Origin of the sequence: Parvibaculum sp. (genome assembly GCF_049671045.1) — a bacterium.
Classification (GTDB): domain Bacteria; phylum Pseudomonadota; class Alphaproteobacteria; order Parvibaculales; family Parvibaculaceae; genus Parvibaculum.
Genome location: NZ_JBATUH010000068.1, coordinates 1 through 20,961, shown reverse-complemented (window position 1 = coordinate 20,961; position 20,961 = coordinate 1). Strand labels below are relative to the sequence as shown.

The following is a 20,961-nucleotide window of genomic DNA, read 5'->3' as shown; positions in this document are numbered from 1 at the left end:
GCGATGAAGAGCGCCGGAGTGCGCCTACTCCACCATGCCGAGGGCGTGAAGATAGAGATCGAGAATCGCTTCCTGCTCCTGGCGCTCCGCCTTGTCCTGCTTGCGGATGCGGATCACCTGGCGAAGCGTCTTGGTGTCGAAGCCATTGGCCTTCGCTTCGGCATAGACTTCCTTGATGTCGGCAGCGGTCGCCGCCTTCTCTTCCTCAAGACGCTCGATGCGCTCGACAATGGTGCGCAGCTGATCCTGCGCGACGCCACCCGAATTCACAGGCATATTGCCGTCCGCCATGATGCGTTGCTCCACTTCCATCCATTCTCCGGTGAGTGCGGGACACTAGCGAGCTCGCGCCATCGCGGCAATATCCATGCGGGAGAAAGCTGTGGATATTGCCCGCGCCTAAATGTCCGGCTCGATAAAATCAGTCGGGGCTATGCGCCTTTTGCGCGGCCTCGAAGGCGGCGAGCTGTTCGGGCGTCGCTTCCTTCTGGAATTTCGACTTCCATTCGGCGAATGGCATTCCATAAACCGTTTCGCGCGCTTCATCGCGCGTCATCGAAATGCCTTTGGCTTCGGCCGCCTGCGCGTACCAGTCCGCAAGACAGTTCCTGCAGAAACCGCCATGGATCATGAGATCGATGTTCTGCACATCGGTGCGCTGGCGCAGATGAGCGATCAGCCGGCGAAAGGCCGCCGCTTCAAGCTCCGTCTCCAATGCCTTGTCCATCAACAAACTCCTGTCGCGATGTTTATCCGGGCTTCTGCCCATCTGTATGCGAGCCGTAATGGCGGACCACGCCGAGATCGGCGTTGCGCCGGGCATCGCGCAACAATGCCGCAAGCCGCGCGGCCCATTCGCGCTGTCCGGCCTCGTCGCAAATGAGATCCTGCCTGATCTCGACAAGCGCATGGGCGAGCCCGTTCATCGTGCCGTGTCTGTAGAGGCAATCGCCCTTGAGCCGCCCGGAATAAGGCTCGTTATCGCCGACGACGAGCCCCGGCTCCATGCGAAGCGCATCGAGCAGCATGAGCGGCAGCCTGTCGTCGCGATCCCACAATATGCCCGCATGCCAGGGCCGCGCGGCGCCGCGCCATGAGGGCGTGAAACTGTGGATCGAGACGATCACGGGCTGAACGCCGCGCCCGCGCGCCCGCGCGATCGCCGCCGAGATCGCCTCGTGATAGGGCAGATAGAAATGCAGCAGACGATGCTCGAACTCGACCGTATCATGCATGGGATCGACATCGCGATTGGCGGGCACGATCGCGCCATCGGAAAGTTTCATCACCAGCGTCGGATCGTCGGCGCCCCGGTTGAGATCGATGAGAAGGCGCGAATAACGCGCAAGCACGGCCGGCGCATCGAGATGGGCGGCGAGCAGGCGCGACACTTCGCCCGCGCCGATGTCATAGGCGATGTGGCGCTCGAACTCGGCTTCCGGCAGGCCGAGTGTTCCATAGCCTGCGGGCAGCGCGTTCGATGCGTGGTCGCAAACGATCAGAAACTCCGGATCGCCCCCGGGATTGACGAGATCGAATGATGCGGATTCGTTCGGGGAGATTTCCCCGTCACATGACATGGACTGCATGGTTGCATTATACCCAAGGGGTGCAACACAGAGAATGGTCCCTCCCCTTCCCATGACGCCAGGCTTTTCCGCCGAACGCGCCTTTCTGCTGAGCCTTTACGAGGCGGCGGTCAAATCGGCCCTGCCCGAAATCTGCCTCGGGCCCCATCTGCCGCCGCCACCGGCGGGCCGTCTCGTCATCTTCGCCATCGGCAAGGCCGCCGCTTCCATGGCGGCTGCCGCCGAAGCGCATTATGCGCGGCATGCGCCCGAAGCCACTACTTCAGGTCTTGCCATCACGCGCTACGGCCACGCCCGGCCGACGCGGCATGTCGAGATCGTCGAGGCGAGCCACCCGGTGCCCGACGCGGCGGGGCTTGCGGCGAGCGAGCGGATGCTCGCCATGGCGCGCACACTGGGGCCGGACGATCTCGCGCTCGTGCTCCTTTCGGGCGGCGGCTCGGCGCTCGCCACGCTTCCCGTCGAGGGCGTGAGCCTCGAAGACAAGCAGGCGCTGACGCGCGCATTGCTCGCCTCCGGCGCGCCGATTGCGGACATCAACTGCGTGCGCAAGCACCTCTCGCGGATCAAGGGCGGGCGCCTCGCCGAGGCGATCTCGCCGGCGCCGTTCGTCACCCTCGCCATTTCCGATGTGGCGGGCGACGATCCGAGCGTCATCGCATCGGGACCGACGGTTCCCGATCCAACGACGCGCGAGGATGCGCTCAACATTCTCGACCGTTTCGAGATCGAGCTTCCTCCGCACATCCGCGTGGCGCTCATCTCCGCGCCTGAAAGCCCGAAGCCCGGCGCCTCCGTCTTCCGCAATGCGCGCTACGAGATCGTGGCGAGCGGCGCCGGCGCGCTTCGCGCCGCTGCCGATCGCGCGGCGGCGCGAGGCTACGCCGTCACCGATCTCGGCGACCGGATCGAAGGCGAGGCCCGAGACATTGCAGCGGCCCATGCCCGCCTCGCGCTCGACGCACGCGCAAGGGGCGAGCGCTGTGTCATTCTCTCGGGCGGCGAAACGACCATCACGATCGAAGACCCGTCATGCGCGGGGCGCGGCGGCCGCAATCAGGAATATGCGCTGGCGCTCGGGCTCGCGCTTCAGGGTGCAGGCGGCATATCCGCGCTTGCGGCGGATACGGACGGCATAGATGGCGGCTGGGGCGCGAGCGACGATCCGGCGGGCGCGCTTTGGCTGCCCGACACGCTGGCGCGCGCCGAGGCGCTCGGCCTCGATCCGCGCGAGGCCCTCCGCGCCCATGATTCCGGGGGCTTTTTCGACCGTCTCGGCGATTTGCTGCGAACGGGCCCCAGTTTCACCAATGTGAATGATTTTCGAGTCATACTGATCGAGGGGGAGCAAACATGAGGAGAGCCACCCGGTGATGCGTCGGCGTAACGTCAAGATCATAGCCACCCTTGGACCGGCATCGAACGTCAAGGAGAAAATCCGCGAGCTGTTCAATGCGGGCGCCGATGTGTTCCGGCTCAATATGAGCCACCTGAACCATGAGGGCCTGACCCGCCTTCATGCGCTGATCCGCGAGGTCGAGGCCGAGGAAGGACGCCCCGTCGGCATTCTGGTGGACCTCCAGGGGCCGAAGCTCAGGGTCGGCGAGATCGCGGATGGCGCGGCGATGCTCGAAAAGGGCGCGCGCTTCCGGCTCGATCTCGATCCGGCGCCGGGAGACGCGACACGCGCGCCCCTGCCCCATCCCGTAATCTTCGCGGCGGTCGAGGTCGGCCAGTCGCTGCTGCTCGACGACGGCAAGATCCGCCTGCGCGTGACCCGGACGGGCGCCGACTTCGCGGAAACGGAAGTGATCGTCGGCGGGCGGCTCACCAATCGCAAGGGAGTCAACGTGCCGGAGACGGTGCTGCCGCTCAAGGCGCTCACCGACAAGGACGTCGCCGATTTCGAGAAGGCGCTCGAACTCGGCGTTGACTGGGTGGCGCTCTCCTTCATTCAGCGCCCGGACGATATCGCCGAGGCGCGCAAGATCGCGCGCGGGCGCGTCGCCGTTCTCGGCAAGATCGAGAAGCCGCAGGCGCTCATCCATCTCGACGAGATCATCGACATCTCGGACGCGGTGATGGTCGCGCGTGGCGATCTCGGCGTGGAGTTGCCGCTCGAGGAAGTGCCGGGCTGGCAGAAGCGGATCACGCGCTCGGCGCGGCGCGCGGGCAAGCCCGTTGTCATCGCGACGCAGATGCTCGAATCGATGATCGCCTCGCCCGTGCCGACGCGCGCGGAGGTCTCCGACGTCGCCACCGCCGTCTTCGAGGGCGCTGATGCGATCATGCTTTCGGCGGAATCGGCGGCGGGCCAATATCCAGTCGAGGCGGTGCGCATGATGAATCGCGTCGCGGAATCGGTCGAGGCGGACCCGACCTATCCCGGCATCATCTATTCGCAGCGGACCGAGCCCGAGGCGACGGGCGCCGATGCGATCAGCGCCGCCGCCCATTCGGTCGCCGACACGCTCAAGGCGGCGGCCATCGTCTGCTGGACGAACTCCGGCTCGACGGGGCTTCGCGCCGCGCGCGAGCGCCCGCTCTTTCCCATCGTTGCCCTGACGCCGATCCCCGCCACGGCGCGCCGTCTCGCGCTCGTCTGGGGCCTCCATTGCGTGCTGACCGAGGATGCGCACGATCTCGACGACATCGCCGAGCGCGCCTGCCGCATCGCCTTTCAGGAAGGCTTCGCGCAGCCCGGCCAGCGCATCATCGTCACGGCGGGATTGCCGCTCGGCACGCCGGGGGCGACCAACATGCTGCGCGTCGCCTTTGTCGGTCGCAAGGGAAGCGCCGCCGACTGAACAGCGTCAGCGAAGCGGCGCGCCGGGCTCGACCACATGCGTGCCCGCGCGGGGAGCCTCTCCCCGCGCGAGGCGCGAGAGCGCGTCGATCACGATATCGGGCCGCACATGATGCGGCATGTGGCCGACACCGACGAGCTTGATCATCTCCGAGCCCGCAATCGCTTCATGAAGCGCATAGGAATGGAGCTTCGCCCAGACGGTGCGGTCGCGATTGCCGGTGACGATGATCGTCGGCACACGGATTTCTCCATATCGCCCGCTCTGCGCGCGGAGAAAGCCGCGCAGGCGGCGGGTGTCGGCGCTGTTGGCGCGAAAATGGCGCGGTCTGAAGAGAAGCGGCAGGCCGATCCGCTCGGCATATCGCGGCGGCACGGGATCGGGCGCGAAATTGTTGCGTATGCCCGCCTCCATCAGCATGAGCCCGCCCGGCACCATCAGCACATGGAGGAAGAGCGAGCCGACAAGCGGCATGGCGATGATCCTGTGATACCAGGCATCCGCGCCCTCCCAGACATGGGTGGCGCCTGAAAGAACGAGAAGGCCCGAAAGATCGTCGGGAAAGCGGAGCGCGTAAGCGGCCGCGAGTGCGCCGCCCCAGCTATGGCCGAGAAGCACGGGCCGTTCGACACCGAGCCTCATCAGCGCTTCATGGAGGAGGCGCGCCTGCTCGGCCGGATCGGAGGCGTCCTCGCCGCCCGGCCTTTCGCTCCAGCCATGGCCGGGCCGGTCGAAGGCGATGACGCGATGCCGCTTCGACAGTTCCGGCATGATGCTCTCGACCATGTCGCCGAGATTGCCGCTCGCCCCGTGAACGAGAACGATGGGCGCCGCATCGGCCGAGGCCGCGCCCATTTCGACATAATGTATGCGGACGCCTTCAACCTCGACGAAGCCGCCTCTCGGCGGAAAGCGGCCTGCAACCCGCGCCGCATACCATGCCGAATAAAATGCGAGTGCCAGAAGCCCCGCCGCGATCGCTGCCAGAAGGACGTCCATGGACCGTCAGATGCCCCGCCCCTCGACCTCGATCGAGAGGGATTTCTCCGCCTGCTCCGCGCCATCGAGCCACGGATTGATCTTGAGGGCGCGGCGATAGAGATCGAGAGCGCCCTTCTTGTCGCCGAGATCGCGCAGCATGACGGCGAGCCCGCCCATGGCGCCGAAATGGCGCGGCTCGAGCTTCAGCACCCGCTCGATGTCCTTCAGCGCGGAGGCGTAATCGTCCTTGAGGTAGTGAATGGCGGCGCGCTTGTCCCAGCCCTCGACGAAATCCGGCGCCATCGCCACGACTTCGTTGAAGTAGAAAAGCGCGCGGTCGTAATCCTTCTCCGCAAAGGCATCGAGCCCGCGCCCCATCAGCAGATCGACGCTCGGGCTGCCGGAATACATCCAGACGCGAAAGATCGCCGTGCTGACCGCCTTGGCCTCGTCGGCGCTCTTGGCGCGGGCAAGATCGGTGAAGAGCGTGTCGAGCACCACGGCGCGAAGCTTGGGATCGTCCATGCCGGCTTCCGGCAGCTCCGGCGCGCCGGGCGTTGGTGCCGCCAATGAAACGCTTCCTGCGCAGATGAGGAACTGCGCAGCCAACAGCATGCTTAGAAGGAAGCGACCGGCCATGGCGGAAGCATATGCGCAGGCGAAGTCCGGGCCAAGCCCGGCCGCAAGAGTTCGTGCGGCTCAGCCGTTCATGTCGCGGCGGGTGCAGCCCTCGAACTCGACGATGAAGTCAGGCCCGAAAACACGCGACGGCGTCTGGAAGCCCGGCACCGCCCTGCCGGCCAGCGTGCGGCGCATGATCTCGAGGCTCGTCATGGCGGTGAGCGTATAGCCCTCGGGCGTCCGCAGCCGCGACACGATCCTGTCTCCGGCCTCGTTCACCGCCTCGCCGACAAGGACGGCAAAGCCCTCGCGCCGCTCGGCATCGGTCGGTCCTTCGGGCTGACTTTCGATGGCGCCCTTGAGCCGGCGCTGCATGAAGCCCGTGCTCGCGAACCAGCGGCCGATGGCGCCGAGCGACGCCATGCGCTCCAGTTCCGGGCTCGCCTCGAAATAGACCGTGATGTTCGGAATGCCGGTCGAATGATATGCGGTCGCCACATCGCCCCAGCCGACGGCAATGGCGGGCTTCGGCCCCTGCCCGAAATCGACCTCGCGGCGCGGCGGCGAACCGAGCGCGACGATCTCGCCGTCGCGGCGGACCCGCGTTCCCTTGCCGATGCTTTCAACGCCGGTCTTGGCCGTTCCGCGCGACATCCGCCCGAGGCCGGATATGGCAAGCGTCAGCTCGACCGCATCGGGCATGCGCGCCTTCATATGGGCCGCGAGACAGTCGCTCGGCACGACATCGAAGCCAACGCCGGGCATGACCATGATGCCCGCCTCGCGCGCTTCGGCATCGGCGGCGGCGCAAGCCTCGAAGACATCGATCTCGCCGGTAATGTCGAGGTAATGCGTTCTCGTGCTGATGCAGGCCTCGCGCATGGGCTGCGAGGTGTGCGCGAAGGGACCGGCGATATGGAGCACCGCATCGACCTGGGAGAGCGCCGCCGTGAGCGCCTGCCTGTCATTGAGGCCGAAGGCCTGATATTCGAAACCGTGCTGGCCGGCGACGGATTTGAGCCGCGCCTCGTTGCGCCCGGCGAGAAGCGGGCGCATGCCCAGTGCCCTTGCGGTCCGCGCGACGAGCTTCCCCGTATAGCCGGTCGCGCCGTAGATCATGAACTTGCCGCTCATTTCCCCTCCGTTGCTCCGCCTCCCGACAATCGGTCGACTATAGCGCCTTTCGGGGGCCCTCGCCCATGACCGGCCCGTCAGCCCGGGCCCGACCTCCGGTCCATCCGCTCTCAGAGCGTCGAAGACGCGCGCCTCACGCTACCAGCCCGCGGCCCACGAGATCGGCGCGCAAGCCCTCCGCATCGGTGAAGTGGTGGGTGTGGAAGCCGAGCGCCGCCGCCGCATCGACGTTGCGCCGCGAATCGTCGATGAAGAGCGCCCGCGAGGGCTCAAGGCCGGTCCGGCCGATCAGGATTTCATAGATTCGCGGATCGGGCTTGATGACGCCCTCCTCGCCCGACACCACCACCTCTTCGAGTAGCGCGAGTTCGGGAAAGCGGACGCAAAGCTCGGGATAGACGGGCGCCGGCATGTTGGTGAGGCCATGGAGGCGGTGCCCCCGCGCCTTCAGCGCGGTAATGAGCGCCGACGTGCCGGGAACGGGACCGGGAATCATCTCCTGAAACCCTGTCCGCCAGAGGTCGATCAGCGCCGCCGCGCCGGGATGGAGCGCCTTGAGGCAGGCGGCGTTCTCCTCGAAGGAGACGCCATAATCATGCGCGAGATGCCATTCGAGCGTGCAGACGGTGGCGAGGAAGTGCTCCATCTCCGCCTCGGAGGCGAAATGGCGACGGTAGAGATGGCGCGGGTCCCACTGGAAGAGCACATTGCCGAGATCGAAGACCACGGTGTCGATCTGCGCCATCACGGCCTCCCGAAACAAAAAGGCCGCGCCCTGCGGCACGGCCTTTTCGTGAATGAAGAGTGCGGGCCCGAAGCCACGCGGACGGCTCCGCCGATCAGCCCTGGCGGGCCTTGTAGCGGGGATTCGTCTTGTTGATGATGTAGATACGCCCCTTGCGCCGGACGAGACGGTTGTCGCGGTGGCGAGTACGCAGCGATTTCAAGGAGTTACGAATCTTCATGACGAAACCTTCGGGGCCAGAATTCAACGGGCTGGGCGTTGGCCGGAAAGCCTCGCCATCGGCATTTCGGGCCGGACAGCCTTGGAGTTGGCGCGGAAACTAAGGGGCAGACCCCGCCCTGTCAACCAGACTCTGGATCGGCTTCGCCCGGGTCTTTTCCCCGCCCACAAAACAGTTTACATCACCGGCCATACAGAAAATGGCACTGGCGTCACTTTCGATGCCACAGATATCCCCGACGGTATGTAAATGGCGTTCGACAAGCCCACTCCTTCAGAACCTCCGGTCCGCACGCTCCCCGATGAGGATGTGATGCGGCATCGTCCGCAGTGGTTCCGGGAGGCGCTGGCGGCGCCGCGCGAGAGCCGCCGCGTGACGGTCGACGGCGCGCGCATCCACTATCTGCGCTGGGGCAATGACGATCCAAAACGGCCGGGCGTGCTGTTCGTCCATGGCAACGGCGCCCATGCGGAGTGGTTTTCCTTCATCGCGCCCCTTCTGACCAACCGCTACAACGTCGCCGCCATGGACCTTGGCGGCATGGGCGACAGCGACTGGCGCGAGCGCTATTCGCGCGAGAGCTTCGCGGATGAGATCGGCGCGGTCGCCTTCGATGCGGGCCTCGGGCCGAAGCCCGTGGTCGTCGGCCATTCCTTCGGCGGCTTCGTGACGCTCATGGCGGGCAAGTATCATGGCGAGCGGCTGGGCGGCATCATCCTCGCCGACTTCACGGTCCGCGCGCCCGAGGAGCGCCATGAATGGTTCCTCGACAATCAGCGCCGGCCGACGCGCATCTATCCCAATTTCGAGACGGCGCGAGCGCGCTTCCGCCTGGCGCCGCTCCAGCCCTGCGCCAATGGCTTCATCATCGACTTTATCGGCGATCTCAGCCTGCGCGAGGTGAAGCGCGGCGAGAATCCCGGCCGCCGCCATTCGGACGAGGCCGGCTGGACGTGGAAGTTCGACGCCGAACTCTTCAACGGGCTGCGGATGGGCGACGATCACGCCGACATCTACAAGAACCTCGCCTGCAAGGGCGCGACCATGCTCGGCCTCGAGAGCAAGGACTACAATCCCTCGACCGTGGACTATCTGCGAAAGCTTTCGCCCGAGAAGCCTGTCTTCACGATCCCCGGCGCGCAGCACCACATCATGCTCGACCAGCCGCATGCCTTCGCTGCGGCCGTCGCGACGCTGATGGCGCAATGGGAAGCGGAAGGGGCGCTTGGCTGACCTCGAAGGCTAGAGAGGGACGAAGGTCCCGCTCTCATCGGTCAGATTCGCTCCGCCCGCGTCAGACGCCGGCTTCAGATAACGGTAGACCGTCGCGCCCAGAATGCCGTCGGGCGTTTCGCCATCCGCCGCGAGCGGCAGGATGATGCGCTCGCCGACGACGATCCGGCCGGCATGGGCGAAGACGGCGCCCGTCCCGTGGAAATAGCAGGGCATGAGCACGACCTGGCGGTGGCGGGCGACGATGGCCTCGCCGCCCCGGTTCCTGAAGAATTCCTCCGCCGTCTTGCCACGCAGGCTCTCGCCGAACGCCTCGACGATCTCCTCGCCCGCAAGGCGCCCGACGAAAAGGTCCGCCTCGCGGTCATATTTCCACGACCAGACGATGGGGAGCTGGCGCACGATCGCGCCCGGCCTGATGTCCGGCCAGCCCGGCATCCGGCGCTGGCCGCGAGCCTCGTTCCAATGGATCGCGACGGCGCGCAACGCGCCCTCCGAGACACCGCTCAGCAACTGTTCGAATGACAATCGAGCCCCCCGCCCTTCCGACCGGGGGCGGACCATAACGGGAAAATATTGCGCAGGTCTTATAAATTCCCGCGCCCGGCTTCCCCTGCCCGGCTTCCCCCCGTCCGCCTTACTGGAAGCCGAGCCCCTCCTCCTCGTCCTCGAAATCCTCCGCCGGCTGCGTCAGCCCGCGCATGGTCGGGTGGAAGACCGCGAAGGCGAGAACCAGAAGCACGAGCAGCCCGCCGACGATGAACGGCGCCTGATGCATGAAGCCGTAAAGCGGAATGCCGATGAAGGGATTGAGAATCATGCCGGTCGCCGAGGTGCCGCTGATGAGGCCCGCCATCGCGCCCTGATCGCGCCGGGAAACGGAGAGCGAGGCGCCCGCCTGCAAGCCGGGGCGGAGCAGGCCGAAGCCGAGGCCGCTCAGGGTCAGCGCCGCGACGAGAAGCCCGTATGAATTGCCGATGATGAGGCCCGCGAAGGAAAAGAGCATCGTCACCGAACCCCAGCGCAGCAGGAACTGCACCGACAGGTTGAAGCGCTGGATGAGGCCGATCTGGGCGAACAGCGTCGCCATGGCCATAGCCATGAGGCCGATGCTCACCATCTGCATGGCCTCATCCCCGCTCAGCTTCAGCACGTCCATGAAATAGAACGCGCAGAGCTGCATCACGATCGCCTGGGCGAAGCTCAGGATAACGCTGATGACGACCCAGGGAAGCGCCTTCTTGTCGTACCAGCGAAGGCCCGCGCGCCGGCTCTGCTTCTCGCTCACATGAAACGAGGGGCGCGTGCGCTCCGGCAGAAAGAACCAGATGAGGCCGGCGCTGACAAAGGCGAGCGCCGCCACGGCGAAAAACGGGGCGACGACATGGAGCTGCGCGAAGGCGGCGGCAACGCCCGGCCCGATCGCGGTGCCGAGGCCGAAGGCGGCGCCGAGCGAGGCGACGCCCGCCGCGCGCTCCGAGCGCGTCGTGCGGTCGGCGACATAGGCTTGCGCCGCCGACCCGTTGCCCGAGCCGAACCCTCCGAAGATCGCACGCGAGAGCATGAGAAGCGGAAAGGTGATGACGAGAGGCAGCCAGCCCCAGAGGCCGATCAGCACCACGACGGCAAAGAGCGCGGTCGAGATGGCGAAGGCCAGAAGCCCCACGAGCATGATGGGCTTTCGCCCGACGACGTCGCTGCGCCGCCCCCAGAAGGGGCTGGTGACGACCCAGAGAAAGGCCGACAACGAATAGATCATCGTCGTCTCGAACTCGCCCATGCCAAGCCTGCGGGCGATGGGCGGCAGCACGGCATAGACGAGCGTCTGGCCCATGCCGCCGGCCAGCTGACAGAGGAAGAGGACGCGAAAGGCGCGCTGCCGCTCGGCTGGCGTGGTTATTCTCGGCTCCGGCTCCAACTCCGGGCTCGCCATCACTGCAACGGGCTCGTCTTTATTCTGGATCGACATGCATGTTCCGGATCGACAAGGGGCCTCTGCCGAACCTCAATCGGGCCCCCTCATTTACGTGAATCGCGAGGGGCCGCCAATCCCTGCCCATCACATAATTGTGCGAGCGCCGCCCGCGACATCGCTTGCCAATCCGGAATACGTGCCTAACCTCCGCATATCGATATTTTGCCCATTGGAGACTGACGATGGATCTGGCCTTGAGCGCGCGGGACGCAGCCTTCCGCGACGAGGTGCGCCGCTTTCTCGACGAGAAGCTGACGCCGAAACTTCGCGCGACCGGCAAGCTCATGACCAGCGTCTATGCCGACTACGAAACGACCATGACCTGGCACCGCGCCCTTCACGCGAAGGGCTGGGTCGCGCCGGCCTGGCCGGTCGAATATGGAGGCTGCGACTGGTCGGTGATGCAGCACTACATCTTCGCCAGCGAATTGTCGGCGGCTGGCGCGCCACCGCTTTCGCCCATGGGGGTCGGCATGTGCGGGCCGGTGCTGATCGGCCACGGCACGGCGGAGCAGAAAGCCTTCTACCTGCCGCGCATCCTCTCGGGCGCGGATTTCTGGTGTCAGGGCTATTCGGAGCCGGGCTCGGGCTCCGACCTCGCCTCGCTCCAGATGAGCGCCGTCGACATGGGCGATCATTTCCTCTGCAACGGCTCGAAGATCTGGACGACGCATGCGAACTACGCCAACCGCATTTTCAATCTCGTCCGCACCTCGAAGGAAGACATTCCCCAGCGCGGCATCACCTTCCTGCTGATCGACATGGAGACGGCCGGCGTCAAGGTCGAGCCGCTGGTCATGCTGTCGGGCGAGCACATCCAGAACCAGGTCTTCTTCACCGATGTGAAGGTTCCGAAGGCCAATGTCGTCGGCAAGGTCGGCGATGGCTGGACGGTGGCAAAATATCTGATGCAGTTCGAGCGCGGCGGCCATGCCTATGCGCCGGGCCTCGCCACGCGGCTCGAGCGCATCCGCGCCATGGCGCGGGCGGAGCGCGGATCGGACGGCGCGCGCCTGATCGACGATGCGGCTTTCGCGGCGAAGATCGCGGCGGCGGGCGTCGAGATCACGGGCCTCGAATTCACCGAGCACCGCATCATGTCGGCACTCTCGAATGGCGAGGCGCCGGGAGCCGAATCCTCGCTGCTCAAGACGCGCGGCACGGAAATCTCTCAACTCCTCACCGAGCTTGCGCTCGAGGCCGCCGCCCATTATGCCCTGCCCTACCAGCCGCATGCGACACGCCCCGGCGGTCCCGTGCCGGGCTTCACCGCCCCGAGCGACAACCGAACGCCGGTCGGCCCGGAGCATAGCTGGCCCGTCACGGCAAAATATCTCAACGATCGCGCCGGCTCGATCTATGCGGGCACGAACGAAATCCAGCGCAACATCATGGCGAAAGCCGTTCTCGGACTTTGAGGCCCCTGTTCCATGCATATCGACGACGCGCTCACGGCGCGTAAATCCATTCGCGCTTTCAGGCCCGATCCCGTTCCCCTTTCGCTCGTGACGGAAATTCTGGAAATCGCCTCGCGCGCGCCCTCCGGCACGAACATCCAGCCCTGGAAGGTCCATGTCGTCGCGGGTGAGACGAGACTGCGCCTCGAAGCGGAAGTGCTCGCCCATCGCGAGACGCAGCCGGCCGATGAAGGTGCCGAATTCCCGCGCACATCGAAGCGTAAGGAGCCCTACATCACGCGCATGCGCACACTCGGCAAGGAGATGTATTCGCTGCTCGGAATCCCGAAGGGCGACAAGGAGGCGAACTGGCGGCAATGGGGCCGCAACTACCAGTTCTTCGACGCGCCGGTCGGCCTCATCTTCACGCTCGACAAGGATCTCGATGCGATGAGCTTCATCGACATCGGTATCCTCATGCAGTCGATCATGCTCGCGGCGAAGGCGCGCGGCCTCGACACCTGCGCGCAAGGCGCGTGGAACAATTACTGGTCGGTGACGCGCCGCGTGCTCGGCGTGCCGGAGGACGAGTACATCATCTGCGGAATGTCGCTCGGTTATGCCGACGAGAGCGCGCCGGTGAACACGCTCGTCGCCGAGCGGGAGCCGCTTTCAGACTTCGTGACCTTTCACGGCTTCGATTGATCTCAGCGCTGGCCGATGCGGTGCGTCTGAAGCGTCCGCGCTTTGGGGATCGTGCGGAGCTTGCCGGACGGGGGCGCCGCCTCCTCCGGCGGACCGAACATGAAGAGCATGAGGCCGGCGGGCGTGGCGATGATCGGCACCGGATCTGAAAGTCCGCCCGCGATCTGTCCCACGGCAAGCTCGCCCGCCATGCCGGCCGCGCTCTGCGGCGCGGCGGCGGGCCCTGCCGCAAGGGCAACGCCGCCCAGGCCGAGCCCGAGGGCCAGCGCGGCGGCGAACGATGCTTGACGGATGAGGCTCATCTGCGCTCCGGGTCTGCTCCCGGAGAGATATAGCCATTCCAGTCCCTCGATCAAGCTGGCCATTTCCACGCATGCGGCTGTTCATCCGGCAACCTTGCCAAGCGATGATGCGCCGCTATTCTCGTCGGCACTGAAATCCGAAATTCTCCGAGGAGGTCGAGACATGGCGGAATATGCCCGCCCACTTCCTCAGCCGACGCCCGAGACCCGGCACTTCTGGGACGGATGCAAGGCTGGGGAGCTGCGCCTTCAGCGCTGCAAGGATTGCTCGCACAGATATTTCCCGCCGCGCCCCTTCTGCCCGTCCTGCTCGTCGCGCAATGTCGAGATCTTCACGGCATCGGGCAAGGCGACGCTCTACAGCTACATCATCAATCACCGGCCCCGCCCCGATTTCGGCGAGGCGCCGCACTCGATCGCGGTCGTCACGCTGGCGGAAGGGCCGCGCATGATGACCAATATCGTGGATTGTCCGCAGACGCCGGAAGCTCTCCAGCTCGACATGCCCCTCGAAGTGACCTTCGAGAAGGTGAATGAAGAGATCAGCCTTCCGAAGTTCAGGCCGGCGAAGGGATAGGCCATGAAGCAGAAGTCAGTTGCGGTCGTCGGCGCTGCCGAAACGACCGAGATGGGAAAGATTCCGAACACGTCGCAGCTCATGCTTCACGCCGACGCGGCGCTCAACGCGATGCGCGATGCGGGCCTCACCGCGAAGGATATCGACGGTATCGCCACCGCCGGCGACAGCCCCGTCGAGATCGCGCAATATCTCGGCATCACGCCGACATGGGTCGACGGCACGAGCGTCGGCGGCTGCTCCTTCATGCTGCATGTCCGCCATGCGGCGGCGGCCATCAATGAGGGGCTTTGCAGCACCGTTCTCATCACGCATGCGGAATCGGGCCGCTCGCGCGTCGGCGCGCGGCGCATGAGCCGCGATCCGGCAAGCCAGATGGGGCAGTTCGAGGTGCCCTATGGCATCACCAACCCGCCGACCATGTTCACCATTCCGGCGCTGCGCTACATGAAGACCTATGGCGTGACGGAGGAAGACGTGGCCATGGTCGCGGTCATCCAGCGCGAATGGGCGGCGAAAAACCCCCGCGCCTCGTTCCGCGATCCGATCACGGTCGACGACGTTCTCAATTCCAGGATGATCGCCTGGCCGTTCCGGCTTCTCATGTGCTGCCTCGTCACCGATGGCGGCGGCGCGCTCATCCTGACGAGCGCCGAGCGGGCGAAGGATTTTCCGCAGAAGCCGGTCTATATCCTCGGCACGGGCGAGAGCTGCGAAACGCCGATGATCAGCCAGATGGAGGACTTCACGACTTCCAGGGCGTTCCGCGTTTCCGGCAGCAAGGCGTTCGCCGAGGCGGGCATCACGCACAAGGATGTCGATCATCTGATGATCTATGACGCCTTCGCGCATCTGCCGATCTACGGGCTCGAGGATCTCGGCTTCTGCGAGCGCGGCGAAGGCGCGGCCTTCATCCGCGAGCGCAACACGGCGCCGGGCGGCAAGCTGCCGCTCAACACCAATGGCGGCGGCCTCTCCTACATGCATTCGGGCATGTATGGCATGTACGCGCTGCAGGAAAGCGTGCGGCAGATGCGAGGCATCGCGCCGGCGCAGGTGCCGGGCGCGAAAATCTCCATCGCCCACGGCGTCGGCGGCATGTTCGCCTCTTCCGGCACCATCGTCTTCTCGAACGAGGCGCCATAAGGCGGAGAGGCCATCATGAACCTGGCGAAACCAAGGATCGATGTTGGCCTCTTCACCAACCATCCCGAGGCGATGCTCGATTTCTATCAAAGTGAGATCGGGCTTCCCTTCGACCACACGCTGCCGCTCGGACAGGGGCTCGTGCAGCACCGGCACGATCTCCTCGGCTCGGTGCTCAAGATCAACAGCTCGCGCGCGCCCCTGCCCGACGGCGCGCCTTCCGGCTACCGCGAGCTTCTCATCGCGCGCGAGGGCCTTTCCGGGCCGCGAAACCTCGCCGACCCGGACGGCAACAGGGTGACGCTGGTGCCGCCCGGCACTTTCGGCATCACCCGCATCGGCGTCAAACTCGCGGTGCGCGACGCGGCGGCGCATAGGCGCTTCTATGCCATCGCTCTCGGCCTTCCCGATGTGCCCGAGGCAGGCGGCAATTCATTCTACTGGGGCGACAGCGTCGTCATGTTCGAGGAGACGGCCGATGCGCCGGCCGATGCGGCCCTCGAAGGCACGGGCTTTCGCTATCTGACCGTGCAGGTCTGGAAGACTGACGAGGAACACCGGGGCGTGCTCGCGCGGGGCGGCCGCGAGGGCCGGGCGCCGCAGACGCTCGGCAAGGTCGCGCGCATCTCCTTCGTCCGCGATCCCGACGGCAACTGGATCGAGATTTCGCAGCGTGCCTCCCTCACCGGCTCTCTCGACTAGGCCCGCACTTCGGATAGACTGAGAGCCAACAAGGAACCAGAAAGCTCAACCCGGAGGCTCGGATGATCAAGGTCTATCACGCACCCAATACGCGCTCGGTGCGCATCGTCTGGCTTCTGGAGGAGCTGGGCCTTCCCTACGAGCTGAAGACCCTCGCCTTCAATCCGAAGGATCTGCAATCGGAAGAATATCTGGCGATCCATCCCTATGGCCAGGTTCCCTCGATCGACGAGGACGGGCTCATTCTCAACGAGTCCGGCGCCATCACCCAGTACATCCTTGCAAAATACGGCAAGGGGCGGCTCGAGCCCAAGGCCGGAACGCCGGAGCATGCGCGCTTCCTCTACTGGCTGCATTTCGCCGAGGCGACCTTCATGCCGCCGCTCGGCAATATCGCGCAGCACGCCTTCATCCGCCCCGAGGCGGAGCGCATCCCGCAGCTCGTCATGGAATCGCAGGCGAAGGCGAAGAAGGTGCTGAGCGTTCTCGACCGCGAGCTGGCGGGCAAGCCGTTCATCTGCGGCAACGACTTCACTGCGGCCGACACGATGCTCGGCTACAACCTGCTGCTCAGCAAGATGTTCGGCCTGCTGAGCGACGATTATCCCAATGTCGTCGCTTATTTCGGCCGTCTGGCGGCGCGCCCTGGCTTCCAGAAGGCGACGGCGAAATAAGGCCGAAGGCACGGAGACGAAGATGACCTACAATAAAATCCAGGTGAACCGCATTTCCGGCGCGCTCGGCGCCGAGATCACGGGCGTCGATCTTTCCGCCGACCTCGACAACGAAACCTTCGACGACATTCACCGGGCGTTTCTCGACCATCAGGTCATCTTCTTCCGCGATCAGCATCTGACGCATGAGCAGCACAAGGCCTTCGGCCGCCGCTTCGGCACGCTCAACATCCACCCTTACGTGAAGGGAATGGACGGGCATCCCGAGATCATGCAGATCGTCAAGGAGCCGGACGACAAGGTGAATTTCGGCGGCGGATGGCACACCGACATGTCGTTTCTCGAGGAGCCCGCGCTCGGCTCGATCCTCTATGCCAAGGAGGTTCCGCCCTATGGCGGCGACACGCTCTGGGCGAACCAGTATCTCGCCTATGAGACGCTCTCCGACGGCATGAAGAAGATGCTCGACGGGCTCAAGGCCGTGCACACCGCCAAGGGCGAATATAGCGAGCGCGGACATTCGGCGCAGAAGCGCAAGTCGATGGAAGTTACGACGGCGGGCGATGACGTGCCTTCGTTCGAGCATCCGGTCGTGCGCACACACCCCGGAACGGGCCGCAAGGCGCTTTACGTCAATCCCGCCTTCACCGAGCGATTTGTGGGCATGACGAGGCGCGAGAGCGCACCGCTTCTGCGCTTCCTTTTCGAGCATTGCACGCAGGAAGGTTTCACCTGCCGCTTCCGCTGGACGCCGAACGCGCTCGCCTTCTGGGACAATCGCTGTACGCAGCATTTCGCGCTCAACGATTATCACGGCCATCGCCGCCACATGGAGCGCGTGACGGTTAACGGCGACCGTCCGTTCTAAGAAAAGACGGCCTTTCCGGGAAGAGAGCGGGCTTTTGTCCGCTTTCGTCTTTGAAACCCGCGTTTCGGTGTGCATCATGCACGCATCGATGCATTTGGACGCGCGCCGCTGATTGCAGCCGCGCAAAACTGATCGGAGCCGCGAGGCTTCCCGGGGGGTCGAGATGAATGTGAAGTCGATGAGGCGCGGGGGGGTCTGCGCCGCCTTTCTGGTGTCCATCGTTCTTGCAGCCACGGCGCGCGCCGAGGCGCCCGGGCTTCCGGGGCCGGAGAATGCCGACGCGCGCGGGCTCGCCATCGCGCAGGAGAACGACAAGCGCGATATCGGCTGGGGCGACGCCAGGGCGGACATGAAGATGGTGCTGACCAATGCCTCCGGCGAGACGAGCGAGCGCGTGCTGCGCTTCACCATGCTCGAAAATCCCGACGGTAATGACGGCCATTGGAGCCTCATGGTCTTCGACAAGCCGGCCGATATCGAGGGAACGGCCCTTCTCACCTACTCCCATGTGAAACAGGCCGACGAGCAATGGCTCTATCTGCCGACGGTGAAGCGCGTGAAGCGCATCTCCTCGTCCAACAAGTCGGGGCCCTTCGTCGGCAGCGAATTCGCCTTCGAGGATTTCTCCACGCAGCAGATCGGAAAATTCGCCTACAAATGGCTGAAGGACGAGGCATGCGGAGATCGCACCTGCCATGTGGTCGAGCGCACGCCGCAATATGAGGATTCCGGCTATACGCGCGAAATCGTCTGGGTCGATACGACGGACTATCAGTTCCGCAAGATCGACTATTACGACCGCAAGGACGCGCTTTTGAAGACGCTCACCTATCAGGACTACAAGCTCTATGAGGGCAAGTTCTGGCGTCCCGGCGAGCTCGACATGGTGAACCACGTCACGAAAAAGACGACGCGCCTCATCTGGCTCGGATACAGCTTCCACACCGGCCTGACGCAGAGCGACTTCACCACGGCAAGCCTCGAGCGGGCGCGGTGAGGCACCGGCGGGCGATCAGATGACAAGGACTGGCGACATGGGCATGACGGGGCGCGCCCTTCCTCTCAGGCGTTGGCTAGCCGCGACGGGGTTCTGTCTCGCCGCGAGCATGGCGGCGCTCAATGCGGCGCATGCGGATGATTTCACCCTCCGTGGCTCGATCGAGCCCGAGATCCGCGCCTTCACGCAGGCCGCCAGCAATTCGCGCCAGACGGATAGCGATCTTTCGATCGCGGGCGAGATCACCGCGAAATATTTCTGGGACGGCGGCAATCAGTCTCTTGTCTTCACGCCGTTTGGACGCCTCGATCAGCGCGACAGCCGGCGTACCCATTGGGACCTGCGCGAAGCACGCTACGCCAGGGTCATGGGCGACTGGGAGTTTCGCGCCGGTTTCGACAAGGTCTTCTGGGGCGTGACGGAGGCCGTGCACCTCGTCGATGTCGTCAATCAGACCGACCTCCTCGAAGACCCGATCAAGCAGGAGGCGCGGCTAGGTCAGCCCATGGTGCGGCTGCGCACCACGCAGAACTTCGGCACGGTCGACGTCTTCGTTCTTCCCTGGTTCCGCGAGCGGACATTCGCCGGCCCGAACGGCCGGCCGGCTTTCGACATTCCCGTCGATCCGAGCCTCACACGCTATGAAAGCTCGCGGCAGCAACGCCATGTCGACGGCGCGGTGCGCTACTCCAACCACTTCGGGGATATCGATCTGGGGGTCGCCTATTTTCAGGGCACGAACCGCGAGCCGATCCTGACGCCTGCATTGAGCAAGGATGGCGACCTCGTGCTTGCGCCCTTCTATGCGCAGATGAAGCAGGCGTCGCTCGACGTGCAGGCGACGAAGGGCGCCTGGCTCTACAAATTCGAGGGCTTTTGGCGGCGCGAACTCGGCCGGGAATATGAAGCCGCGACGGGCGGCATCGAATATACGCTCTACGGTATTCTCGGTACGGATAATGACCTCGGGCTCGTCGCCGAATATGCGCTCGACAGCCGGGGCATGACGGCGCGCAACCCCTATCAGAACGATGGCTTCCTCGCGCTGCGCTGGACGGCGAATGACGCCGCATCGACGAGCCTCCTCGGCGGAGCGGTGATGGACGCCTCGACCGGCGCGCTCGGCCTGCGCTTCAAGGGCGAACGCCGCCTCGGCGATGACTACAGGCTCTCGCTCGAAGCCTATTTCTTCGGCAATGTGCCGCGCCGGGATCCGGTTTACAGCATCGCCGATGACGACTATGTGCAGCTTCGCATAGCCCGTTATTTCTGAGGCATTTCCGCTCACCGACAAGGGTCGACTCCGGGCATGCCGATTGCGCAGATCCTGACTTTCATGACCGAGCTTGGCGATCAGGCCGTGATCCTGCCCTTCGCGGCGACCGTCGCCATCGCGCTTGCGGCAGCGGGCGCGCGCCGGGAAGCGCTTCTCTGGTGCGTCGCCATTTTCGTTCCGCTCTTCGCCACGCTTGTCGCCAAGATTGTCTTCGTCCCTTGCGGGCACCTCCTTCCTGGCCTCGGCATCCGCAGCCCGAGCGGCCATGCGGCGGCGGCGATCGCCGCCTATGGAGGCTTTGCCGTGCTCTGGGCGAAATTCGCCGACGATCGCCGATTGCAGGCGCTTTTCATCTCGACGGCGTTTCTCGCCAGCATCGGCGTCGCCGTGTCGCGCGTCTATCTCGGCGCGCATTCCCTGTCCGAGGTGCTGATCGGCAGCGCCATCGGGCTTTCGGCCCCGGCGCTTCTCTGGCGCATGGGTCCGCCGGCTGACGCACTTTCCCCCCGGCCGCGGCTCGTCTTTCTCCTTCTGCTCCTGCCGCTCGCCCTCGCCTTCCTGCTTCGCGGCAGGACGCTGTCCGTCGAAGGACACATCGCCGCCTTTGCGATCCGCCTCATGTCCGCCTTCGGCGTTTGCGGCTGACCAGCTCCGCCCACTCTCTGCGGTTTGACAGGCCGCGCCCGGCTTCTATAGTGCCCACGCTCGATGGTTCCCGAGGAGGCGGATTCGCCTTCAAGGGAGGCAAGAGGGAACAGGGTGAGGCGTGACACGGCGCCAATTCCCTGGCTGCCCCCGCAACTGTAAGCGGCGAGGCCCGGTTCCACACAGCCACTGATACCGGCCGGCAACGGCCAAAGATCGGGAAGGCGGAACGGTGCCCACGACCCGCGAGCCAGGAGACCTGCCGTCAAGCGCGTCATCTGCCGGTGGCCGGGGTGTGCCAGCCGGGCGGCAAGACCGCATGATGACGCGACAGGTTTCGTCCGCGTCCGCCTGCCGCGTCTGTCCC

24 protein-coding genes and 1 riboswitch are annotated in these 20,961 nt (G+C 65.2%); of the genes, 13 read left to right on the top strand and 11 right to left on the bottom strand.

Going from position 1 to position 20,961, the window contains the following annotated elements; all coding sequences use genetic code 11:
* Nucleotides 1-24: 24 nt before the first annotated feature.
* From WBG82_RS08290 to WBG82_RS08280, 3 genes are all read right to left on the bottom strand, one after another.
* Nucleotides 25-291, bottom strand: a complete 267-nt coding sequence (locus WBG82_RS08290) for a DUF2312 domain-containing protein (RefSeq protein ID WP_424423742.1) — start codon at nucleotides 289-291, stop codon at nucleotides 25-27.
* Nucleotides 292-421: 130 nt separating this feature from the next.
* The gene (locus WBG82_RS08285; RefSeq protein ID WP_424423616.1) at nucleotides 422-727 is read right to left on the bottom strand and encodes a DUF1244 domain-containing protein; all 306 of its coding nucleotides are present in this window, start codon (nucleotides 725-727) and stop codon (nucleotides 422-424) included.
* A gap of 22 nt (nucleotides 728-749) precedes the next feature.
* A complete protein-coding gene (locus WBG82_RS08280; RefSeq protein WP_424423739.1) occupies nucleotides 750-1,580 on the bottom strand; it encodes an N-formylglutamate amidohydrolase in 831 nt (276 codons plus the stop codon).
* A 61-nt stretch (nucleotides 1,581-1,641) separates the two neighbouring features.
* On the opposite strand from WBG82_RS08280, the gene WBG82_RS08275 reads away from it, so the two are divergent.
* Both WBG82_RS08275 and pyk read left to right on the top strand, forming a co-directional pair.
* Nucleotides 1,642-2,946, top strand: a complete 1,305-nt coding sequence (locus WBG82_RS08275; RefSeq protein ID WP_424423613.1) for a glycerate kinase type-2 family protein — start codon at nucleotides 1,642-1,644, stop codon at nucleotides 2,944-2,946.
* 13 nt (nucleotides 2,947-2,959) lie between these two features.
* Nucleotides 2,960-4,396: a pyruvate kinase gene (gene pyk / locus WBG82_RS08270; RefSeq protein ID WP_424423611.1), complete on the top strand. Its 1,437-nt coding sequence runs from the start codon at nucleotides 2,960-2,962 to the stop codon at nucleotides 4,394-4,396.
* A gap of 6 nt (nucleotides 4,397-4,402) precedes the next feature.
* Here the strand turns inward: pyk and WBG82_RS08265 are convergent, their stop codons facing one another.
* From WBG82_RS08265 to ykgO, 5 genes are all read right to left on the bottom strand, one after another.
* On the bottom strand, nucleotides 4,403-5,395 hold the full coding sequence (locus tag WBG82_RS08265) for an alpha/beta fold hydrolase (RefSeq protein ID WP_424423609.1): 993 nt from the start codon (nucleotides 5,393-5,395) through the stop codon (nucleotides 4,403-4,405).
* Nucleotides 5,396-5,401: 6 nt separating this feature from the next.
* Nucleotides 5,402-5,947, bottom strand: coding sequence for a tetratricopeptide repeat protein (locus WBG82_RS08260; RefSeq protein WP_424423607.1), 546 nt, complete (start codon nucleotides 5,945-5,947; stop codon nucleotides 5,402-5,404).
* A 129-nt stretch (nucleotides 5,948-6,076) separates the two neighbouring features.
* A complete protein-coding gene (locus WBG82_RS08255) occupies nucleotides 6,077-7,132 on the bottom strand; it encodes a saccharopine dehydrogenase family protein (protein ID WP_424423605.1) in 1,056 nt (351 codons plus the stop codon).
* A 133-nt stretch (nucleotides 7,133-7,265) separates the two neighbouring features.
* Entirely contained in the window at nucleotides 7,266-7,877 is a 612-nt protein-coding gene (locus WBG82_RS08250) for an HAD family hydrolase (RefSeq protein WP_424423603.1), read from the bottom strand.
* Nucleotides 7,878-7,971: 94 nt separating this feature from the next.
* The gene (gene ykgO / locus WBG82_RS08245; protein ID WP_324297007.1) at nucleotides 7,972-8,097 is read right to left on the bottom strand and encodes a type B 50S ribosomal protein L36; all 126 of its coding nucleotides are present in this window, start codon (nucleotides 8,095-8,097) and stop codon (nucleotides 7,972-7,974) included.
* A 312-nt stretch (nucleotides 8,098-8,409) separates the two neighbouring features.
* Here ykgO and WBG82_RS08240 point away from each other — a divergent pair, with 312 nt between their 5' ends.
* Nucleotides 8,410-9,330, top strand: a complete 921-nt coding sequence (locus tag WBG82_RS08240; protein ID WP_424423600.1) for an alpha/beta fold hydrolase — start codon at nucleotides 8,410-8,412, stop codon at nucleotides 9,328-9,330.
* A 9-nt stretch (nucleotides 9,331-9,339) separates the two neighbouring features.
* On the opposite strand, the gene WBG82_RS08235 is transcribed toward WBG82_RS08240, so the two are convergent.
* Together WBG82_RS08235 and WBG82_RS08230 are read right to left on the bottom strand one after the other, a co-directional pair.
* Nucleotides 9,340-9,858, bottom strand: a complete 519-nt coding sequence (locus WBG82_RS08235) for a PAS domain-containing protein (RefSeq protein WP_424423598.1) — start codon at nucleotides 9,856-9,858, stop codon at nucleotides 9,340-9,342.
* A 109-nt stretch (nucleotides 9,859-9,967) separates the two neighbouring features.
* Nucleotides 9,968-11,299, bottom strand: a complete 1,332-nt coding sequence (locus tag WBG82_RS08230; RefSeq protein WP_424423596.1) for an MFS transporter — start codon at nucleotides 11,297-11,299, stop codon at nucleotides 9,968-9,970.
* 188 nt (nucleotides 11,300-11,487) lie between these two features.
* Here WBG82_RS08230 and WBG82_RS08225 point away from each other — a divergent pair, with 188 nt between their 5' ends.
* Together WBG82_RS08225 and WBG82_RS08220 are read left to right on the top strand one after the other, a co-directional pair.
* Entirely contained in the window at nucleotides 11,488-12,723 is a 1,236-nt protein-coding gene (locus tag WBG82_RS08225; protein WP_424423593.1) for an acyl-CoA dehydrogenase family protein, read from the top strand.
* A 12-nt stretch (nucleotides 12,724-12,735) separates the two neighbouring features.
* Nucleotides 12,736-13,407, top strand: a complete 672-nt coding sequence (locus WBG82_RS08220) for a nitroreductase (RefSeq protein ID WP_424423592.1) — start codon at nucleotides 12,736-12,738, stop codon at nucleotides 13,405-13,407.
* 2 nt (nucleotides 13,408-13,409) lie between these two features.
* Here the strand turns inward: WBG82_RS08220 and WBG82_RS08215 are convergent, their stop codons facing one another.
* Nucleotides 13,410-13,709 carry a hypothetical protein gene (locus tag WBG82_RS08215; protein ID WP_424423590.1) on the bottom strand — a complete coding sequence of 100 codons (300 nt, stop codon included), beginning with the start codon at nucleotides 13,707-13,709 and terminating at the stop codon, nucleotides 13,410-13,412.
* Between the two features lie 163 nt (nucleotides 13,710-13,872).
* On the opposite strand from WBG82_RS08215, the gene WBG82_RS08210 reads away from it, so the two are divergent.
* The 8 genes from WBG82_RS08210 (at nucleotide 13,873) to WBG82_RS08175 (ending at nucleotide 20,594) form a co-directional block, all read left to right on the top strand.
* Nucleotides 13,873-14,286 carry a Zn-ribbon domain-containing OB-fold protein gene (locus WBG82_RS08210; protein WP_424423587.1) on the top strand — a complete coding sequence of 138 codons (414 nt, stop codon included), beginning with the start codon at nucleotides 13,873-13,875 and terminating at the stop codon, nucleotides 14,284-14,286.
* Nucleotides 14,287-14,289: 3 nt separating this feature from the next.
* Entirely contained in the window at nucleotides 14,290-15,432 is a 1,143-nt protein-coding gene (locus WBG82_RS08205; RefSeq protein WP_424423585.1) for a thiolase C-terminal domain-containing protein, read from the top strand.
* Nucleotides 15,433-15,447: 15 nt separating this feature from the next.
* Complete coding sequence (locus WBG82_RS08200) at nucleotides 15,448-16,134, top strand: VOC family protein (RefSeq protein ID WP_424423582.1); 687 nt, start codon at nucleotides 15,448-15,450, stop codon at nucleotides 16,132-16,134.
* 62 nt (nucleotides 16,135-16,196) lie between these two features.
* A complete protein-coding gene (locus WBG82_RS08195) occupies nucleotides 16,197-16,808 on the top strand; it encodes a glutathione S-transferase family protein (protein WP_424423579.1) in 612 nt (203 codons plus the stop codon).
* Between the two features lie 22 nt (nucleotides 16,809-16,830).
* Entirely contained in the window at nucleotides 16,831-17,676 is an 846-nt protein-coding gene (locus tag WBG82_RS08190) for a TauD/TfdA dioxygenase family protein (RefSeq protein WP_424423577.1), read from the top strand.
* 163 nt (nucleotides 17,677-17,839) lie between these two features.
* On the top strand, nucleotides 17,840-18,673 hold the full coding sequence (locus tag WBG82_RS08185; protein WP_424423575.1) for an outer membrane lipoprotein-sorting protein: 834 nt from the start codon (nucleotides 17,840-17,842) through the stop codon (nucleotides 18,671-18,673).
* A 19-nt stretch (nucleotides 18,674-18,692) separates the two neighbouring features.
* Entirely contained in the window at nucleotides 18,693-19,946 is a 1,254-nt protein-coding gene (locus WBG82_RS08180; RefSeq protein ID WP_424423573.1) for a hypothetical protein, read from the top strand.
* A 36-nt stretch (nucleotides 19,947-19,982) separates the two neighbouring features.
* The gene (locus WBG82_RS08175; protein WP_424423571.1) at nucleotides 19,983-20,594 is read left to right on the top strand and encodes a phosphatase PAP2 family protein; all 612 of its coding nucleotides are present in this window, start codon (nucleotides 19,983-19,985) and stop codon (nucleotides 20,592-20,594) included.
* Nucleotides 20,595-20,641: 47 nt separating this feature from the next.
* Nucleotides 20,642-20,875: riboswitch (cobalamin riboswitch) on the top strand.
* The last annotated feature ends 86 nt before the right edge of the window (nucleotides 20,876-20,961 follow it).

Bases quoted from the DNA above. Each gene is read 5' to 3' on its own strand.
- WBG82_RS08180 (WP_424423573.1), top strand. From the start codon at position 18,693: ATGACAAGGACTGGCGACATGGGCATGACGGGGCGCGCCCTTCCTCTC.
- ykgO (WP_324297007.1), bottom strand. From the start codon at position 8,097: ATGAAGATTCGTAACTCCTTGAAATCGCTGCGTACTCGCCACCGCGAC.
- WBG82_RS08175 (WP_424423571.1), top strand. From the start codon at position 19,983: ATGCCGATTGCGCAGATCCTGACTTTCATGACCGAGCTTGGCGATCAG.
- WBG82_RS08190 (WP_424423577.1), top strand. From the start codon at position 16,831: ATGACCTACAATAAAATCCAGGTGAACCGCATTTCCGGCGCGCTCGGC.
- WBG82_RS08240 (WP_424423600.1), top strand. From the start codon at position 8,410: ATGCGGCATCGTCCGCAGTGGTTCCGGGAGGCGCTGGCGGCGCCGCGC.
- WBG82_RS08285 (WP_424423616.1), bottom strand. From the start codon at position 727: ATGGACAAGGCATTGGAGACGGAGCTTGAAGCGGCGGCCTTTCGCCGG.
- WBG82_RS08225 (WP_424423593.1), top strand. From the start codon at position 11,488: ATGGATCTGGCCTTGAGCGCGCGGGACGCAGCCTTCCGCGACGAGGTG.
- WBG82_RS08230 (WP_424423596.1), bottom strand. From the start codon at position 11,299: ATGTCGATCCAGAATAAAGACGAGCCCGTTGCAGTGATGGCGAGCCCG.
- WBG82_RS08205 (WP_424423585.1), top strand. From the start codon at position 14,290: ATGAAGCAGAAGTCAGTTGCGGTCGTCGGCGCTGCCGAAACGACCGAG.
- WBG82_RS08290 (WP_424423742.1), bottom strand. From the start codon at position 291: ATGGCGGACGGCAATATGCCTGTGAATTCGGGTGGCGTCGCGCAGGAT.
- WBG82_RS08215 (WP_424423590.1), bottom strand. From the start codon at position 13,709: ATGAGCCTCATCCGTCAAGCATCGTTCGCCGCCGCGCTGGCCCTCGGG.
- WBG82_RS08265 (WP_424423609.1), bottom strand. From the start codon at position 5,395: ATGGACGTCCTTCTGGCAGCGATCGCGGCGGGGCTTCTGGCACTCGCA.
- WBG82_RS08255 (WP_424423605.1), bottom strand. From the start codon at position 7,132: ATGAGCGGCAAGTTCATGATCTACGGCGCGACCGGCTATACGGGGAAG.
- WBG82_RS08200 (WP_424423582.1), top strand. From the start codon at position 15,448: ATGAACCTGGCGAAACCAAGGATCGATGTTGGCCTCTTCACCAACCAT.
- WBG82_RS08195 (WP_424423579.1), top strand. From the start codon at position 16,197: ATGATCAAGGTCTATCACGCACCCAATACGCGCTCGGTGCGCATCGTC.
- WBG82_RS08250 (WP_424423603.1), bottom strand. From the start codon at position 7,877: ATGGCGCAGATCGACACCGTGGTCTTCGATCTCGGCAATGTGCTCTTC.
- WBG82_RS08185 (WP_424423575.1), top strand. From the start codon at position 17,840: ATGAATGTGAAGTCGATGAGGCGCGGGGGGGTCTGCGCCGCCTTTCTG.
- WBG82_RS08275 (WP_424423613.1), top strand. From the start codon at position 1,642: ATGACGCCAGGCTTTTCCGCCGAACGCGCCTTTCTGCTGAGCCTTTAC.
- WBG82_RS08280 (WP_424423739.1), bottom strand. From the start codon at position 1,580: ATGTCATGTGACGGGGAAATCTCCCCGAACGAATCCGCATCATTCGAT.
- WBG82_RS08210 (WP_424423587.1), top strand. From the start codon at position 13,873: ATGGCGGAATATGCCCGCCCACTTCCTCAGCCGACGCCCGAGACCCGG.
- WBG82_RS08220 (WP_424423592.1), top strand. From the start codon at position 12,736: ATGCATATCGACGACGCGCTCACGGCGCGTAAATCCATTCGCGCTTTC.